At 68.3% G+C, this 15,702-nt stretch carries 15 protein-coding genes and 2 pseudogenes; 4 read left to right on the plus strand and 13 right to left on the minus strand.

Going from position 1 to position 15,702, the window contains the following annotated elements; genetic code table 11:
* Nucleotides 1-309: 309 nt before the first annotated feature.
* A complete protein-coding gene (locus ABZ532_RS28430; protein WP_361289821.1) occupies nt 310-942 on the plus strand; it encodes a thioredoxin domain-containing protein in 633 nt (210 codons plus the stop codon).
* A gap of 186 nt (nt 943-1,128) precedes the next feature.
* Here the strand turns inward: ABZ532_RS28430 and ABZ532_RS28435 are convergent, their stop codons facing one another.
* The 3 genes and pseudogenes from ABZ532_RS28435 to ABZ532_RS28445 form a co-directional block, all read right to left on the minus strand.
* The gene (locus ABZ532_RS28435) at nt 1,129-1,299 is read right to left on the minus strand and encodes a hypothetical protein (protein ID WP_361289824.1); all 171 of its coding nucleotides are present in this window, start codon (nt 1,297-1,299) and stop codon (nt 1,129-1,131) included.
* A gap of 116 nt (nt 1,300-1,415) precedes the next feature.
* Nucleotides 1,416-2,365 (minus strand): annotated as a pseudogene (locus ABZ532_RS28440) (immunity 49 family protein).
* Nucleotides 2,366-2,958: 593 nt separating this feature from the next.
* A complete protein-coding gene (locus ABZ532_RS28445) occupies nt 2,959-3,330 on the minus strand; it encodes a hypothetical protein (protein WP_361289827.1) in 372 nt (123 codons plus the stop codon).
* A gap of 371 nt (nt 3,331-3,701) precedes the next feature.
* On the opposite strand from ABZ532_RS28445, the gene ABZ532_RS28450 reads away from it, so the two are divergent.
* Nucleotides 3,702-3,932, plus strand: a complete 231-nt coding sequence (locus ABZ532_RS28450; RefSeq protein ID WP_361289932.1) for a hypothetical protein — start codon at nt 3,702-3,704, stop codon at nt 3,930-3,932.
* A 497-nt stretch (nt 3,933-4,429) separates the two neighbouring features.
* Here the strand turns inward: ABZ532_RS28450 and ABZ532_RS28455 are convergent, their stop codons facing one another.
* From ABZ532_RS28455 to ABZ532_RS28470, 4 genes are all read right to left on the minus strand, one after another.
* Entirely contained in the window at nt 4,430-4,924 is a 495-nt protein-coding gene (locus ABZ532_RS28455) for a hypothetical protein (protein ID WP_361289830.1), read from the minus strand.
* Between the two features lie 753 nt (nt 4,925-5,677).
* Nucleotides 5,678-6,202, minus strand: a complete 525-nt coding sequence (locus ABZ532_RS28460) for a transposase (protein WP_361289833.1) — start codon at nt 6,200-6,202, stop codon at nt 5,678-5,680.
* 404 nt (nt 6,203-6,606) lie between these two features.
* Nucleotides 6,607-7,110, minus strand: coding sequence for an N-acetyltransferase (locus ABZ532_RS28465; RefSeq protein ID WP_361289836.1), 504 nt, complete (start codon nt 7,108-7,110; stop codon nt 6,607-6,609).
* A gap of 237 nt (nt 7,111-7,347) precedes the next feature.
* The gene (locus ABZ532_RS28470) at nt 7,348-8,220 is read right to left on the minus strand and encodes an AraC family transcriptional regulator (protein WP_361289839.1); all 873 of its coding nucleotides are present in this window, start codon (nt 8,218-8,220) and stop codon (nt 7,348-7,350) included.
* Between the two features lie 290 nt (nt 8,221-8,510).
* Between ABZ532_RS28470 and ABZ532_RS28475 the strand changes: the two genes are divergently transcribed.
* The gene (locus ABZ532_RS28475) at nt 8,511-9,626 is read left to right on the plus strand and encodes a serine hydrolase domain-containing protein (protein ID WP_361289842.1); all 1,116 of its coding nucleotides are present in this window, start codon (nt 8,511-8,513) and stop codon (nt 9,624-9,626) included.
* Between the two features lie 498 nt (nt 9,627-10,124).
* Here ABZ532_RS28475 and ABZ532_RS28480 read toward each other — a convergent pair whose 3' ends face one another.
* From ABZ532_RS28480 to ABZ532_RS28505, 6 genes are all read right to left on the minus strand, one after another.
* Nucleotides 10,125-10,703, minus strand: coding sequence for a dienelactone hydrolase family protein (locus ABZ532_RS28480; protein ID WP_361289845.1), 579 nt, complete (start codon nt 10,701-10,703; stop codon nt 10,125-10,127).
* A 665-nt stretch (nt 10,704-11,368) separates the two neighbouring features.
* Nucleotides 11,369-11,770 (minus strand): hypothetical protein, encoded by a 402-nt coding sequence (locus tag ABZ532_RS28485; protein WP_361289848.1) that lies wholly within the window; start codon nt 11,768-11,770, stop codon nt 11,369-11,371.
* 46 nt (nt 11,771-11,816) lie between these two features.
* Nucleotides 11,817-12,197, minus strand: coding sequence for a protease inhibitor I42 family protein (locus ABZ532_RS28490; protein ID WP_361289851.1), 381 nt, complete (start codon nt 12,195-12,197; stop codon nt 11,817-11,819).
* Nucleotides 12,198-12,309: 112 nt separating this feature from the next.
* Entirely contained in the window at nt 12,310-13,893 is a 1,584-nt protein-coding gene (locus ABZ532_RS28495; RefSeq protein WP_361289853.1) for a peptidoglycan-binding protein, read from the minus strand.
* Between the two features lie 11 nt (nt 13,894-13,904).
* Nucleotides 13,905-14,243: a hypothetical protein gene (locus tag ABZ532_RS28500; protein ID WP_361289856.1), complete on the minus strand. Its 339-nt coding sequence runs from the start codon at nt 14,241-14,243 to the stop codon at nt 13,905-13,907.
* Between the two features lie 100 nt (nt 14,244-14,343).
* Nucleotides 14,344-14,520 carry a hypothetical protein gene (locus ABZ532_RS28505; RefSeq protein WP_361289859.1) on the minus strand — a complete coding sequence of 59 codons (177 nt, stop codon included), beginning with the start codon at nt 14,518-14,520 and terminating at the stop codon, nt 14,344-14,346.
* A gap of 103 nt (nt 14,521-14,623) precedes the next feature.
* Between ABZ532_RS28505 and ABZ532_RS28510 the strand changes: the two are divergent.
* Nucleotides 14,624-14,749: pseudogene (locus ABZ532_RS28510) on the plus strand (flavodoxin family protein); the annotation flags it as partial.
* Between the last annotated feature and the right edge of the window lie 953 nt (nt 14,750-15,702).

Genomic DNA, 15,702 nt, shown 5'->3' on the forward strand with positions numbered 1-15,702 from the left:
GAAGCACCGGCGGCCTCACCATGAACGATCAGACTCCTTCAAGATCAGCAGAGCCCGCAAGAAACGAGCCCTGCCACAAAGTCTGACGCGCGACAACATCACCATGTGAAAGACGCCGTGATCAGGGCAAACACGCCCCACCCGCTATCACGCACCAACTCGTAAAGGCACACAAGACAACTAGGAGGCACACTATGCGCGGGGGGGCAATGGGCCGTGCTGTGCACGGCCACGATGCTGGTATTGGCCAGATGCGGTAGCCGGCCGGAGGCGCCTGGAACGCCAGAGGGACAGAAGTCCTACGGAAGCGTGCTTGAGCTTCCCGAGCGCCTCGGCGCTGACGGTACGACCATCACCGTGGGCGACCCCTCTGCGCCAGTGACGGTCCACCTGTACGAGGATCCGCGCTGCCCGTACTGCGCGGAGTTCGAGACGACCGGCGGCAGCCCTGCGGTGCGGGAAGCAGCGATGCGAGGCGAAGTGAAGATCGAGTACACCCTCGCCTCCTTCCTCGACGAACGGGTGGGCGGGAGCGGCTCGAAGAAGACTGTGAACGCACTGCGGGCCGCCTTGGAGAAGGGGAAGTTCGCCGTGTACCACGAGGTGATCTACGCAAACCAGCCCGAGGAAGCCGTTGACGGCTTCACCGATGACTATCTACTCAGGCTCGCCGGCCAGGTCGAGGGACTACGCGGACCGGACTTCGACAGCGCCCTGAAGTCCATGAAGTACCGCGCATTCGCGGCCGCCTCTGAGAAGGCCTATGAGCGGGCCGGCGGCAGCGCCGAACCCGAAGGGCCGGGAACGCCTTCAGCATGGATCAACGGAAAAAGACTCCCGCCCGAGAGCGCCGCTCTATACGACCGCACCGGCCTCGCTCACGTCCTGAAGCTGATCCACGACAATCCCGAAAAATGGAAAGCGTGGAAGGGGGTGAGCTGAGCACCCGCCCACGTTCGCCGTCGGAGAAGCCGATCCGCAGATCGGTGGCGCGATCGGGATCGAGAGTGGAGGGCGACGGGGGAAGGCTCTAGTCATGGGGGCTGCCTCGCTTTCGAGTGGGTGTTCTCGGCGCGGCAGGGGTGCCACTCCCCCGCCGCAGCGGGTCGGCTGCGCCCCGGATTTGGGTCAGTCCTGGACGAGTCGCAGGGCGCGAGCCTGGGCGGCCGTGTCGAGCACCGGGGTGCACCACTGAACGCTGTCGAGGACGAGTCGGTCGGTGACTTCGTCGAAGCGCTCGGGGGCGCTGGCGAGCATGCGGACGTAGCAGGAGAACGCGAGCGTCTCGACACCCAGCACGCAGCAAGGTGGGGCGAGGAGTGCAACGGACCACCCCACCAGGTGAAAGACAAGGCACGGTGCGTCCCACCCTGGGCAGACCGGGAATGCCCCCTGCACGCCGCGGTGAGTCCGAACTACTCGGCGGTCCAGCAGCCCAGGTCATTCCCGCCAGCGTCCGCCGCTCGCCGCAGCGCCTCCCGGGAACCCAGCATGCCACGGGGCAGGTAGCCGGACCGGACACCCAGCTCCCACCCGTGCGCCTGGACCTCAAGGGCGGCCAGGGCAAGGGCGCCGAGCGGCAGCAGGGTCCAGGGGGCGGGATCGGAGCCCACGCTCTCCCGGTGCTCGATGAGTCGCGCCACAAGAGCCTGCTCAAAGGCGTGCTGGTCGTCATCGAGGAGTACGCGAAGGAGACGCTGGTCCGGTGTCAGAGGGCCGACTACGTCCAATTGCCGCGCCGCTTCGGCGCGCTCATCGGGGCCCGAGTCCGGCTTACACAGCGTCACCGTGGGCCAGTCTCGAGGCAGGTGCCCGCGCGACTGAGTCAGGTAGCCGCACAGGGCGTGCATCGCAGCAAGGTCCGCCGGGGCAGAGATCGAGTCCAGCCTCAAATGCGGCACCCCAGCGCGGATCGTGGGCGCGAACTCTTGCCGCAGCAGCAGGCCGATCACCCGCCGCCATTCCCACACCAGCCCACTGACCAAGCACATCTCAAACGTATCGACCCACGTTCTGGCCGTCGGGGCATGCTCGACGACGCTGTCGAACGCGATGTCATCGCTGCTGAGCCTCTCATCGATAAGCGGGAAGGCAATCCCTTGGTCACCATTGGGGAAGCAGCCAACGCTCAGCGCTCCCAGAGAACACTCCGCCGCGGTCCGCCGTGCCGAGCGTGACGACTCGTCGAGCGCGGGGTTCTCCACAGTACGAGCGGCGACATGGTCGAAGACATCTCCTGCAGCTTCTCCGGGGACGGGTCGTCGTAGCGCATCCCGTGCCACCGCGACCGGCTCCGCCGACTGATGTCATCGAGCGCGTGAGCCATGCGCTGTCCACTGACCTCGTGGCGCGTCACCTCCTGCACGGGCAGCCGTCCCCCCAAGCACGTTCATGCCGGTCGGGGCACTGGCAGGCCTCGGGGGTGTCAGCATCACAGTTGGCGTGAGCACTTGAGATGGCGGGTCTGTGCATCGGAAGGGCGACAGCGTGCCCGTCACATCCGTCGCGGCCCAACCAATTCCACCGTGCTGACCAGTGTCGAAGATCATCGCGTGGTCGATGTGCTCCCGACGCGTGAAGCCGGGCCGATCGCCGCCTGGCTGGACCGCCACCCTGGCGTGGAGATCATCTGCCGGGACCGGGCGTGAAGCGGATCGACAGCGAAGTAACCAGCCAGGCCCCAGGACAAGCGTCCTGGGGCCTCGTGCCGTCAGTAGATTTGCCGCACGGGCTCCCGGGGGTACAAGCGACCTGGATTCATAACGCCCAGGACCAGGACGCAGACGATTGCCAGCAACACTTCCCAAAGCCCGGTCGAAAAGGGCCTGGAGCCGCGCCGGTAGATCAGCCGCTCATCCCGGAGTCCGCAGGCTTGCCGTCGCTCACCGTCAGCACCTGCGGCGGGCAAACGCCGCGGCGAAGGCGGCAACCAGCGCCGAGGCCACCCCCGCCCGCCTTCTACCTGTGCCTGGTCGACGCCTCGTCGACCGGCCCGATCGGGGCCAGCGGCTCCCCCGGGCGACCATCCAGTTCCCGCTGCCTGGCGGCCAGGGCCCTCGCCAGCATCTTCGCCCGGTAGGGGTTCGACGTACCGAGGGCCTTCGCCACATCCACAGCCTCGTCCAACAGAGCCAACCGTCGCTCAGGCAACTCCCGCACCAGGGGCGACGCGCTCGCCTCCACCAGGACGTACGCCAGCTTCGACCCGTACGCCTCCGGCTCGACCTGTGTCAGAAGGCGGTAGATCCACAGCCCCTCAGCACCCCGCACCACCCGCCTGTTGGCACTCAGCAACCTGACCCTCGCCAGCACAACCATGTCCTGATCCATCGATCCCCTTCATCCCCCCACACCCGACCGGTGCACGTCCCACGGCGAGACAGCACAGCGAACGCGCCGACAACCGAGAAGGGTTGCCGACAGGTTGGCCGGAGAGTGGATGACGACGAGTCTGACGCGCGGCACCAGCTGCCACAAGATCGAACGGACGTGCCGTGCGTCCTACCGAAACCGCCTCCGAGCAGGCATTATGGACCTGACACTCACTCAAGCCCCGTCTGCGATCATTTGCCCGGCAGGCCGAGGCTTGCTGTGCCCCATCCAGTAGCCGGGCAAACTCCGCCTGGATCGCCCCGCTGGACTCCCTACGCGACCTCGCTCTGCTGCGACTGGTCGGCGCCACCAGGTGGCAAGTTGTACGGCTGGTGGGCGCCGAGGCGCTGTCGGTGGTCGCGGTCGGCCGGCTGCTGGGAGCGCTGGCCTCCGGACTGAACCTGGTGAGTATGTGGAGCGCGCTGGCCCTGCTGTCGGTATGGACGTCCATCTACGTCCCGTGGGCGGTGTTCGCCGCGACCTTGGGCGCCTGCGCGTTGCTCGCCCGGATCTCGGCGGTCGCGCCAGCCTCTCCCTCCGCCGCAGGTCGGTGGAACTAGCGGGCTTACGCGAGTGACCCCTGACCCGGCACCGGCCTGCCCGGATGCCCCACCTCGTGGATCACAGCCGAGGGACTCTTGATGTTGGCAGTAGCTGCGCTCTTGACCAGGAGCACGGAGCACTGTGGGACCCAGCGCGGGAAGCGGTCTTCGGTTGACTCCGTCGGACCAGATTGACCCGCCGCTGCCGGAAGGTGTCCTCGAACAGCACGGTTTTGTATAGGGGGACCGGGCGCACCGCAGGCTCCATCGGATGCCTGACCAGACTCCGCCCAAGCCGCTTCACCGCCATCTGCGACGACATCGAAAGAGTCACCAGGCGATCGCCGGAGACCATGCGGGCCGGTCAGCGACACCACCGGGGGTGCCCGCGAGCATGAGCCCCGGGGCCTCGGTCGCTGCCGCGGCCTGTGAACGCAGCGTGGCTGCCTCTCTGATCGCTTCGCCTCATGAAGCGATTGTGCGATGGAGGTCTGAGCCCACAGGGTGCCTGTCCGTCAGGGATGGTTCCGCTTGTTCGGCCTGAACGGACCCGTCTCGGGGGCCACGCATCCGTCGACGATGGTTTCCGCGCCGGCTGCTGAGCCGTCCATGCAAAGCTGGCCTCCCTTGTCGCGCAGGTCGAGGTAGAACCGTGTGGTCGCACCGGACTGCTTGAGATCGTGGATGCGTTCGTCGATGTAGCCGAGGTCGTTAAGGATCTTCCTGACCTTTGCGGGAGTGGGGTCTGCCAGGTCCAGAAGCGCTTGGATGATGCGCTCTTCATGAAGGCTCTTCGCACACCAGTCGCGAGCGTTCAACTCCACTTCCGGCCCTGCCGTGGGGGCGATGGGCTCGGTCGCGTCGCCTGGCGGTGTCTGCGGCGGGCTGGTCGGCAGCTCATCTGCTGGAGCGTTCGATTGCGGTCCCTGCGGGGGGCCCGAGTGCACGGTGCCGGCGGCGCCGGAAGGGCACGGCCGCGCGACCTCGTCCAGCATCTCCAGGAAAGCCACTGCCTGCCGAGGAGTAGGCGTGGGCCGGACGGTGGCTGGCTGCGCTCCGACGGCGTCATCCGGTCTGTTCTGTGAGCCGCTAGCCCCTGGCTTCTCGGTGCCACAGGCGGCGAGCGACAGAACGGCGAGAGCTGTAACCGCGAAGGCGAGCCGAGGTCGGCGCGAGGAGCGGGCAACCGTACTGGTCAGGGCAGGAATTCGCGTCATGGGCACAGTCTTCGATCAAGCCTTGGGCTGTACATGAGTACGCCTACTCAGCAAGACCAGGTCCTGCGACCCAGGCGATGAGAGGCGGGACGCTGATCACTCAAACCCCGACGTCACGCGCTCAACGTCCAATGGCACAGCTACGGAACTCGAGTCGACAGCGCGGGCGCCAGGCCCACCCAGAATCGCACAGGAGGTCCCTTCTGTTGAGGTGTCAACTACTGAAGGGAGATTGGGGTGGAGAAGATAGGGCATAGCCCTGGGCATTGTCCCAAAGCGCACCTCTCACTCCCCGGTCGCAGTGAGATGGTCCCCGGTCAGGCGGCTCATAGTCGCAGCAGTCCGGGTCACCGCCGATCCGACGCCCCTGCGGACTGGAACGGCAGCGATCCACGGGTCACGGACTGCTTCGGGCCAAGGAGACCGCGGTGGAGTGTCGGTGGCCCGAGGCCGCGCCAGACGCCGGCTCATCCGCGTGACCATCGACCACCGGATCACCGCTTCGCGGGCAGGTCTCGTAGTCCCGGGCCAGGCGGCGTGAATGCATCAGCCACGCGAACGTGCGCTCTGCCACCCACCGCCTCGGCAGCACCAGAACCCTGCCATGTCGTCGGTGCGCTTGACGATCTCCAGGGACAGAGCGAGCTTGTCCCGGCACCGGCCGACAAGGCCGCCGGTGCAGCCGCCGTCGGCCCACACGAGGGTGATGTCGCGGTGCATACGACGCAGCCGCATCAGCAGGCCCGCCGCGGCGTCCAGGTCGCCGATGTTCGCAGCCGTGACCGCGACGACCAGGAGCAGGCCTAGGGTGTCGGTCACGCTGTGCCGCTTGCGGCCCGGCACCTTCTTCCCGCCCTCATAGCCGCGTGAGGCGGCCGGCACCGAGGCCGCGGCCTTCACTGACTGCGCGTCGATGATCCCCGCCGCGGGCTCGGCCTCGCGGCCCTCGTACTCACGGACCGTCCCGCGCAGCCGGTCGTGGAACACCCCGATCAGCCCGTGCTCGCGCCAGCGGCGGAAGAAGGCGTAGACCCGGCCCCAATCGGGTAAGTCCGCGGCATCACCCGCCACGAGATCCGCCCGCGACCAGGTAGCGGATCGCGTCCAGCACTTGCCGATGTCAGTAGCCCCCGGGCCGTCCACCCCGTCCCTGGAACCAGGCAGGCAGCAACGGCCGGACGGCCACCCACTCCGCGTCCGTCATGTCCGACGGATACCGGCGCACCCGGTCCGGATTGTCGGCCGCGCTGCCGTACACATGCGCGAGGCAATCGCACGACACGGCGGGCGAGTTGAAGTCAACATGCCCGGGCACGTACAACAAAGACAACAGGGCCTCGGGGAACCGCTCGGAATGGGATCGCACCCCCGAGCTACCAGGAGGCCCTGCTTCCACGGGCGGAAACCGCCGCAGTCATCCGATCGAGACTCCCGTTCGACCGACAGCATTCGAGATCGGTACGGGCAACAACCACTCAGGTGTCGGGATGCTGTGGCAGGGCGAGCCAGTCCGACCAGGAGATCTCACGGCCGAGGAAGCGCGGCCGCTCGAACGGCCAGTCGGCGGCGATCCACTGCGGCACCAGCGCGTCGAGGGCCTGCTCGACCTTGCTGCCCACCAGCTCGTCCACCACCCACCAGGAGATCTCGCCGTCCGCGCCGGCCCTCTCCGGCGGGTCGATGTAGACACAGCCGAGCAGAACTGTCTCCGCCGCGTCGAACAGCGCGTAGTTGAAGGACTGGTGCGCGGCGATCTCCTTCTCGTGCCGCAAGAGGTCGGCCTGGTCGGCCTCGTAGGTCATGGTTTCCGCGGGCCAGCCCCAGGCCGGACCGAAAATGGTCCACAGCCGCTCGCGCGAACCCATCACAGCCGGATAGTCGAGCGGGGTGTCCGCCTCCCGGATCGGCCGCAGGTGATGGCCACCGCCCGGCAGCGGTACCAGGACGGGGTGGACGAAGTCATCGGGAAGCCAGCTCATGGCGCCCGACCGTAGCAGCGCGCGGCCGTCCGCTCCCCTGGATTTCCCCCGCATACCGCCAGGCCCTGCTCTCATGCCGGGCAAGGCCCGCGAGCACCCGATCGAGACTCCCGTTCGATCGGCACACTCCATGATCGGCATGGAAACGGCTTCTTATGCGACAGCAGATTTGAGGGCTTTCCTGCCGATGAGCCCGCAGAGGCTACCGTGCGGTGGGGGACGTCCAGGTACCGATGTTCACGCCGCTGGCTTCCGCTCGACCGGGATCCACAACTGGGAGTCGGTCTCCGCGCCGATATCCACCGGCTGGGTCCGCAGGAGCTCCGGACCCGGCCGGGTCGTATACGGGTTCGAGGGGAACCACTGCGTGAACACGTCCCGCCACAACTCCTGGAGCGCGCTCGGATACGGTCCGTGGCTGTCGAAGACCGCCCAGGCCCCGGCCGGAACGTCGAGTGCGTCGAACTCCTCGACAGCAGCGCCGGGACCGACTGCCACGCCGACCCAGTAGTCCACCTCGGCGCCCTCCTCCCGACTGTCGGTCAGGTGCACCACCGCCGACAGGATCCCCTCCGGCTCTATGCCGGCCAGCCCCTTCATCCGGACGATCGCCTGCTCTTCCAGGCCCTCCACGTGCGCCGCAGCGGCCGCGTTGACCCCCTCGTGTACGAGCGGGACCATGGCTTTCCTGCCGACGACCCGGAACGACTCCTTCTCCACGATCCGGTACCGCATGGTCGTACTCCCTTCGACGACGAGGCGGAAAGACATCTGCGGCTGGGAAGTCAGCACGGCACCCGTGAGCCGGGCCTCGCCCGGCCCGATGCCGTGCACCGACCGGAACGCCCGGGCGAACGCCTCGCCCGAGCCGTACCCGTACCGCGTCGCGACATCCAGCAGCGTCCGCTCCCCGGCCAGCACCTCTGCACCGGCGACTGTCATCCGGCGGCGGCGCACGTAGACCGGGAGCGGCATGCCGGCGAGCGCGGCGAACAGCCGTCGGAAGTGATGCTCCGACACCGTGGCGATCCGGGCCACCTCGGCCATGTCGATCTCCCGGTCGAGGCAAGCCTCCAAGTGGTCCAGCGCCTGATTCAGCCGCTCCAGCATGCGTATCCGTCCTTCGTCCTTGTGTCTTCACTGTAGGAACGCCCACCTGACAACCAGTCGCAGCCTCGGGAGCCGCGGCGGCCGGCGGCCGAGCCCAGGTCGGAGCCGCTCGCCGCGTGGGGCGCCCTAGTGGTCATTGGTACTGGGCCTCGGGCACCGGGCCGGGCTGTCGACCGCGCGGCCGTCGGCCCGCCTTGATGGAGTACAGAAGATTCGATCGCGCACCGCCCGACAAAACCGGTGCGGGAATTGTCGGGCCGGAGCCCTGGGGGGCACCTGAGGCTTACGCCATGACTGATATTGAGGGACTCTGCGAGCCGCGGTTTGACGCAGTCTGTGAAGCACTGGCAGCTTCGCTCGGCAAGGACGACGTGGGCGCCTCGGTGGCCGTATACATTGACGGTGAGCCGGTCGTCGACATCTGGGGCGGATACGCCGATGCGGACCGTCCCGTCAGCTGGGAGCGCGACACCATCGTCGGCGTGAACTCGACGAGCAAGAACATGACGGCGCTGTGTGCGCTGATCCTGGCCGACCGAGGCCAGCTCGACTTGGCCGCGCCGGTCGCCGCCTACTGGCCCGAGTTCGCCGCAGCCGGGAAGGACAGCGTGCTGGTACGGCACGTACTGTCGCACACCGCGGGATTGCCGGACCTGTCCGGGCCGAGGGCGGTCGAGGAGCTGTACGACTGGGACAGCGTGACGGCAGGGCTGGCCGCGCAGGCGCCCGAATGGGAGGCGGGAACGGCAGCCGGGTACCACGCGCTCACCTTCGGATTCCTTGTGGGTGAGATCGTCCGCCGCATCACCGGCCGCAGCATCGGCGAGTTCTTCGCTGAGGAAGTGGCCCATCCGCTGGGCGCGGACTTCCACATCGGACTCGCTGCGGAGCACGACCACCGCGTCGCGCCGCTCATCCCGCCACCTTCACTGACCGACGAGTACACCGCCGGCGCACCGTCCGGACCGGGCGACGTACCCCGGGAGAAGACCGGCGCCGCCATTCGGGTCAAGGACGTCAACTCAGTGGCCTGGCGCCGTGCCCAGATCCCTGCGGTGAACGGCTTCGGCAATGCTCGCTCTGTCGCCCTCGTTCAGTCGGTCCTGGCAAACCGGGGAACGGCCGGCGACGTGCGGCTGCTGTCCCCCCAGGGTTGCGAGCCCGCCTGGCAAGAGGTGTTCCGCGGCGAGGACCAGATCCTGGGGAAGCCGATGTGCTGGACGGTGGGCTTCGGCAAGTTCGGCAACACCTTCGGCTGGGGCGGCTGGGGCGGCTCGCTAGTCGCGAGCGACCCCGGCTCACGCATGACGGTGGCCTACGTCATGAACCAGATGATCGACCGGGACCGTCAGGAGGACAACCGCGGCATGGAGATCATCATGGCCGCCTACCGCGGACTGCACTGACAGGCAACGGAGCGGTCTGAGCCCGCACAGGCTGCCCTTCGCCTGATCGAGCGCTTCCCTGTCCCCGTCACCGTACTCTGGGCCGCGTCGTTTGGAGATCGCTCGGCCTGCCAGCGGGCCCGCACCACTCCGTCGCCGTCAGGCTTGACAGCAGAGAGCAGCGGCATGCGTTCATCGGCGTGCATGGGGAGAAGCGCTGCAGCGTCAGCACCAGCGATTCGGGCAGCCAGCTCCGGGAACTCGTCCTCGTCAGCCGGCTTCGTTCTGGAGGGCACCCGTAGCGGGGCCCATCGGCATGCGGACGGCCCGCATGACATGCACCTGCACGCTTGCGTCCGACAGCTCGTCCAGGTCAGATAGCCTACGCTGTGTCGTAAGGGACGCTTGTAGTAGCGGACATCGTTGGCGATGAGGGTACGAGGCCAGCGACGCGCCGGACTTTGAAACGGAAGTTGCAGCGGGCACCCCTGGCCGTCGTGGTCCTCGCCGCAGCGGGCGCTATCTGGTGCGGTCGAGGAAGTCCAGCACTCGATGAGAGACCTGCGCGGCGGCCTGCCCGTCGTAGGACGGCAGACTGCTGTCGGTGAACAGGTGCCTGTCGCCGGGGTAGAGGAAGAGCTCGGCATCCGCGGCCATCTCGACGAGCGCCCGCGCTGCGTCCACATCGCCTTCCCCGGCGAAGAACGGATCCGCGTCCATGCCGTGGACCTGGGCCGGGACATCGTGGGGCCAGGCACCGCCGAACTCCGCGACCGGGATGCATGCCTCCAGCAGCAGCGCGCCCCTCGCGCCGGGTCGGGTCTGAGCCAGCTTCTGCGCTGGCAGGACGCCGAGCGAGAACCCGAGGTAGACGAGCTCCGCAGAATGCTCCTCGGCAGCGGCGGCTCCACGCGCGATGATCGTGCCGAACCCGGCGTTCTCGGCGTAGCCGATGCCCTCCTGAAGGCTGTCGAATACCTGCCCCTCATACAGGTCGGGGACGTGGACGGTGTGTCCGGCCCGCCGCAGTTGCTCGGCGAACTCGTGGACGCCGAGGGTCAGCCCGTGCCCGTGGTGAAAAACCAGAACCTCGGCCATGTCGCTCCCGTCGTACTGCGGTGCCCGGGCGGCGCCGCAGCACGAGTATGGAGGGCGGCACTGACATCTGCGCGTCCTAGCCGGACGGGATTTCAGACCGTTGGAGCCCGGTCGGCAAGACGCCGCGAGCTTCCCGGCAAACCGATCCCGTCTCGCACAGCTCCGCTGCTGCGGAGCCGTCTCATCGGTGTGCTGCCGGGCCGAAACGGCCCGCCGGTGGAGTCACCGGGCCGTGAAGTGCGTTCAGGCGCCCGTGTCACGGTCCACGGAAAGGCGCTGCAGGTGGCCTGCGGGCGTCGGGCGGAACGCGGCGGGCGCTCGGAGCGGACCGGGCGCAGCGGACACGGGTGGTCGCCGCCGGACGGCTCTCCAGGCGCTTGGCCGCAATGCTCCCCGACAGCCTTCGCACTTCCCGTACTCGCCCCGTTCAAGCCGTTGCAGCGCCGCGTCCTGTGCTTCCAGGTGTTCGCGCGCCCGCGCCATCAAGGCGGCGTGGGCCCTCTCGAAGGCGATGCTGTCCCCTTCGGGGTCGTGCTCGTCGTCCACCGCGACCAACGAGTTGGCTGCGACGGGGGATCCCACCTCGGCGCCCCGCCCCACACCCACCACCAGGACATCCACACCACGATCCCGCTGACGCCCGCCTACTGCCGCCCACCACCCACTTACAGGGCGCGAGTCAGCTGCTTCAGTTCGATGATGGTCGCGACGGCGCGCAGCCAGTTGGCCGCGGTGTCGTCGGCGGCGATCCCGCCCACGAGTTCGGTACCGGCTCGAAGCCACTCCCGTACGAGGACGGCCGCCTCCCAGCGGGGTAGGGGCTCGGGCAGCTCCGCGGCGCGGGCGAGTCCGCCGGCGCGCACGGTGTCGGCGAGGAAGGCCACCGAGCGCGGCTCAGTGCCGAGGCGGTCGAGGACGACGGCCGCAGCCGCGGCGCCGTCGCCGAACAGGGCGGTTCGCCGGCTGCCCGGTGGGGCGGTGAGGCCGTAACGCAGCAGGACGGTGATGTCGAGCTGGGCCAGCTCGTCGTCCGTGCGCTCCGGCGGATAGCGGGAGTCGTCGTTCATCGTGGGGCCTCGGATATCTCGTCTCGTCTGACCGGTCCGCTGCGGCTCAGTTGACGGTGACGGTGTAGGTGATGCGCTCGGGGGCCGGGGAGGGGGTGGCCGCCCCTGTGGTCGGGACTGCGGAAGGTCCGGTCGGCTCGGGAGGCAGGGTGGAGTTGTTGCCTTGGCAGGTGGTGAAGGTGCAGTGCACCAGCGTGAACCGTGTGGTCCCCTTGCCCCTGGCCTCGAAGGTGAAGGTGAGCCGGCCGCCGGCACCCGCCACAGGCTCGTCGCCGGAGTCCGACGCGTAGTCCTGGCCGCGGCTGATCAGCACCGGGCTGTCTGGCTCGGGGGCGACCAGGTACCAGTACTCGCGGGTGGAGGGGTTCTGGTCGACGGTGAGCGTGAAGCGCTCGCCCGGCTTGGCGTTGATGCTGGTGTCCTTCACCGGGTGGCTCGTCGCGGGGCTCGGGGAGCCGCCGCCCGGTTCGTCGGTGCCCGAGCCGCAGCCCGTGGCCAATGCGAGGAGGACAGCCGCCGCGGTCGCGGCACCGCCCCTGCTACCGCGGAAGATAGACGCTGTACGCGTTGGGGAGATCACTGTTGGAAGCCTTGCCCATGCGGCCGTTGATGAAGTCGTCCTCGCTGACCCAGGTGGTCGAGCCCCAGGGGTTGTACACCTGGAGCATGTCACCCTCCTGGGCGATGATGGTCATGGCGTGGGCGCCCTCCTTGCCCGAGACGTCGACCGGCACCGGCCGCCCCTGCGCCACCGACTTCTCGACTTCGGTGAGGACCCCCCTGCGGTCCGCGGCGCTGTTCAGGTCCTGGCGCTCGTAGTCACTGCCGGTGGCGCTGCCGACGGTGGTGTCGTTGATCCGCTCCTGCCCCTCGGGCCCCATGCCGGTCCAGTTCTCGCCGCCGTCGCCTTCGTTGTGCAGCCGGTGCTGTTCGGCCACCAGGCGCTGCTTGAAGGCGTTGGGGTCGTCCTGCTGCCCGTCGGGTCCGCCGGTGAGGTCGAGCGCGTACAGGGGATCGACCAAGGCGCGGGACATGACGGTGGACGAGGCCACACAGGTGCCCTCGGAGCCGTCACCGCCCTGGACCCACCGCTGGCCGTTGAACGTGACGTAGTCCTTGTTGTTGTTCGAGCCGTCCGGCGCCAGGCCCTCGTCGTTCATGCTGTCCGCGCCGGTGACCACCGGAGTGAGGTGCTGGCGCAGCCAGTCGGGGTCCTTGCCGTGGATCTTGTTCTGGAACTTCTCGATCTCGGCGACGCTGTGGCCGGCGGCCAGGGCCTTCATCAGGTAGGCCCGCTCCTGTGGGCTGTCCGACTTCGCCAGCATCCGCTCCATCGCCATCTCGTCGTCGAGGCTCAGCAGGTCCATACGCGTCGACGCGCGCGCCACGTCGCCGGAGGTGAGGATCTCGTTCAGCTCGGTGTCGGCGCCCGCGACCCCGGTGTCGGCGAGCATCAGTTTGTCGACGGCGGTGAGTTCGCTGGTCTCCATCTTCCCGGCACGTGCCTCCGCCGCCCACTTGTTCAGGTCCCGGGCCGCGACGCGGGTGGCCTCCTGCGCGTCTGAGACCGCGGCGTGCATCAGGTCGACCGCGTAGGAGCCGAAGTGGGCGGCGTTCTTGCGGTCCCACTCCTCCTCGTCGTCCTCGTGCAGGTCGTCGAAGAAGCCGTCCTTGCCGCCGAGCATCTTCTTCTGCTCCAGCAACTGTCCACGGCCCTGCTCGTCCTTGCGTTGCGCGGCGCCGATCGCGTCGGACAGCGTCAGCAGTACCGTCGCACAACCATGGAACGCCTCGCTCATCCCGGACACGGACCGCCCGGCGGCGTTCACCACGTCGGAGGCCAGGGCGCTCGTGTCACCGACCCACACCTCCGGAAGACCCTTACGGCCCACCCGGTCGACCTGGTCAAAGACGCTTCCGACCGGGTCCACCTGGCCGTGGTAGAGCCTTGCCAGGCTCTCCAGCACGCCCTGGTCGCCGCCCGGTTCGGGCACCGAGAGGGCGTTGTCGATCAGGTCGAGGAGCTCGTTCTTGCTCCCGGCACCGAGCATCTTCTTGGACAGCCCGGCGAGCCAGTCGAGACGGAAGGAAGGGGAGTCGAGGGGAGAGGAGAAGAACGACACCGGCCCATTCCTCAGTAGCTCGACAGGACCGAGGTGCGCCCGCCCTGCGTCGAAGTATCGGTGAGGCTGCTCGTGCCGCCGGTGGGGACGCTGTCCACGTGCGTCCGTACCAGGCCGTCGGTGCCGCGGTAGGTCTTCTTGGACAACTGCACCTTGCCACCGAGCTCGTGCAAGGCCGACGCCAGTGTCTTGGCCTCCGCCTCCCAGGCCTTGACGAACGCGTTCAAAGCCGACGCGGCGTCTTCGCCGCCGACATCGCGGTACGAGTAACTCGTGCGAGCCTTCACGGCCGAGGTGACGCCCTCCATGTCCGTTCCGGCATCATCGAGTTGCTGGGCCTGGCCGGTCATACCTGACTTGATTTGGTAGCCATCCGGGCCCACCGCGCCTCCCCCGTACAACATCGATCTCGACCGCGGGCAGGCTAACACGCACCGTACATACGAACGATCACACGCCATCCGTCCCACACACCTCCTCCACCTCACATCCCAACGGCATGCCTGGGTCGCCCATCCCGGCCCCGGCGATCGGCTGCAACTCGCCGTAGGCGTGCAGCGCGTACGAGGTGCCCGCGCGGTAGCGGGCCCCGCGGCCGCTACCGCTCGTCGGGTCCGCCTGCCGCATCGCTCACACCGGCCGACGCGACCGCCCGGTCACGCTCACGCCGCACTCGCTGGTGAGTTCGGCGGTCGAGCATCTGCGGCCGATGACCATGAGACCGCCACAGGGGGTGTGGCCGGGGACGACCGGGCAGGGCTGGTTGCGCGACGCGTGGCCCGCGCTCTACCAGCCGGTGACGGCCGCCGACGCCCTTGTCATCGCCGGGCCGATCCGGCTGGGTGATCGCAGCTCCACGAAGGACGCGGCCACGCCCATTTCGCAACGCCCCTGGCACCGTCGCCCCGGCGACGCCGCATGGTCACGCCACTTCCGCGCCTGGTCGCAATCTTCGCAGCGCAACACGGACGAGCACTGTATCGACCGCCTGAAGAAGCGGCATGGCATTCGCCACCCACTGCGAGAAGACCTCGACCACCTACTGCCCGACCACACATCGCAAGGCAGCCTTCCGCTGACCTGCTCGCCGACCTCTGAAGACGTGCTGTGCGACGATCGGCAGAATCGCATCTTCCGGATACTCTGACGGTCGCCGGGGCCATGGATCGTGAGCGTTGCGCCGAGCGGCGGGGACGAACGTGATCGGGGCCGACGAGTGCGACGAGGAGTGGGCAGATGACACGCGGGGCGCGTCTGGCCCCTCTGAGGGGCCTCATGGCGGGTGGCAACCGGCGGCAGGCCTTGGCCGGACCCAAGACCGACCTTCACCGTCGCGGCCGTGAGCATTGCCGCGCCTGCGCAGAATGGGCTGACGAGGACCCTCCCGCCCCGGGCCGGCTCAGGAAAGAGTGGTGCCGAGCGGTAGGCACACGGAACCGCCGTAGGCGTCTCCTTACCGCCCTCGCCGGACACCACTTAGTCGGTCCGACGTCCTGCGCGGACGGGTGGCTGCACCCTCAACGTTCACAGGGAGCGTCCGCGACGCCGCTGAGCCCCGGGCCGACCGAACGGCCGTCGAGTCATGCACACAAGGGAAATCGGAGAAAATGACCGCAGAACGCAGCCCTCACCACCCGGCAGCGGACAACGACGCCGACGACGTGGGCGATGCGTTTCGAGAAGGGGGGCGCTCCCTTGCTCCCGCGGACCGCGGGGCGATGTCCGTTCCAAGCGTGTACCACCCGGCCGCACCCGTCCCGCTCAACGAGTCGTGGATAGCCGCCTTCGAGGAAGAGCAGACCTCCTCGG

It is taken from the genome of Streptomyces sp. NPDC019396, assembly GCF_040632375.1.
GTDB lineage: Bacteria > Actinomycetota > Actinomycetes > Streptomycetales > Streptomycetaceae > Streptomyces.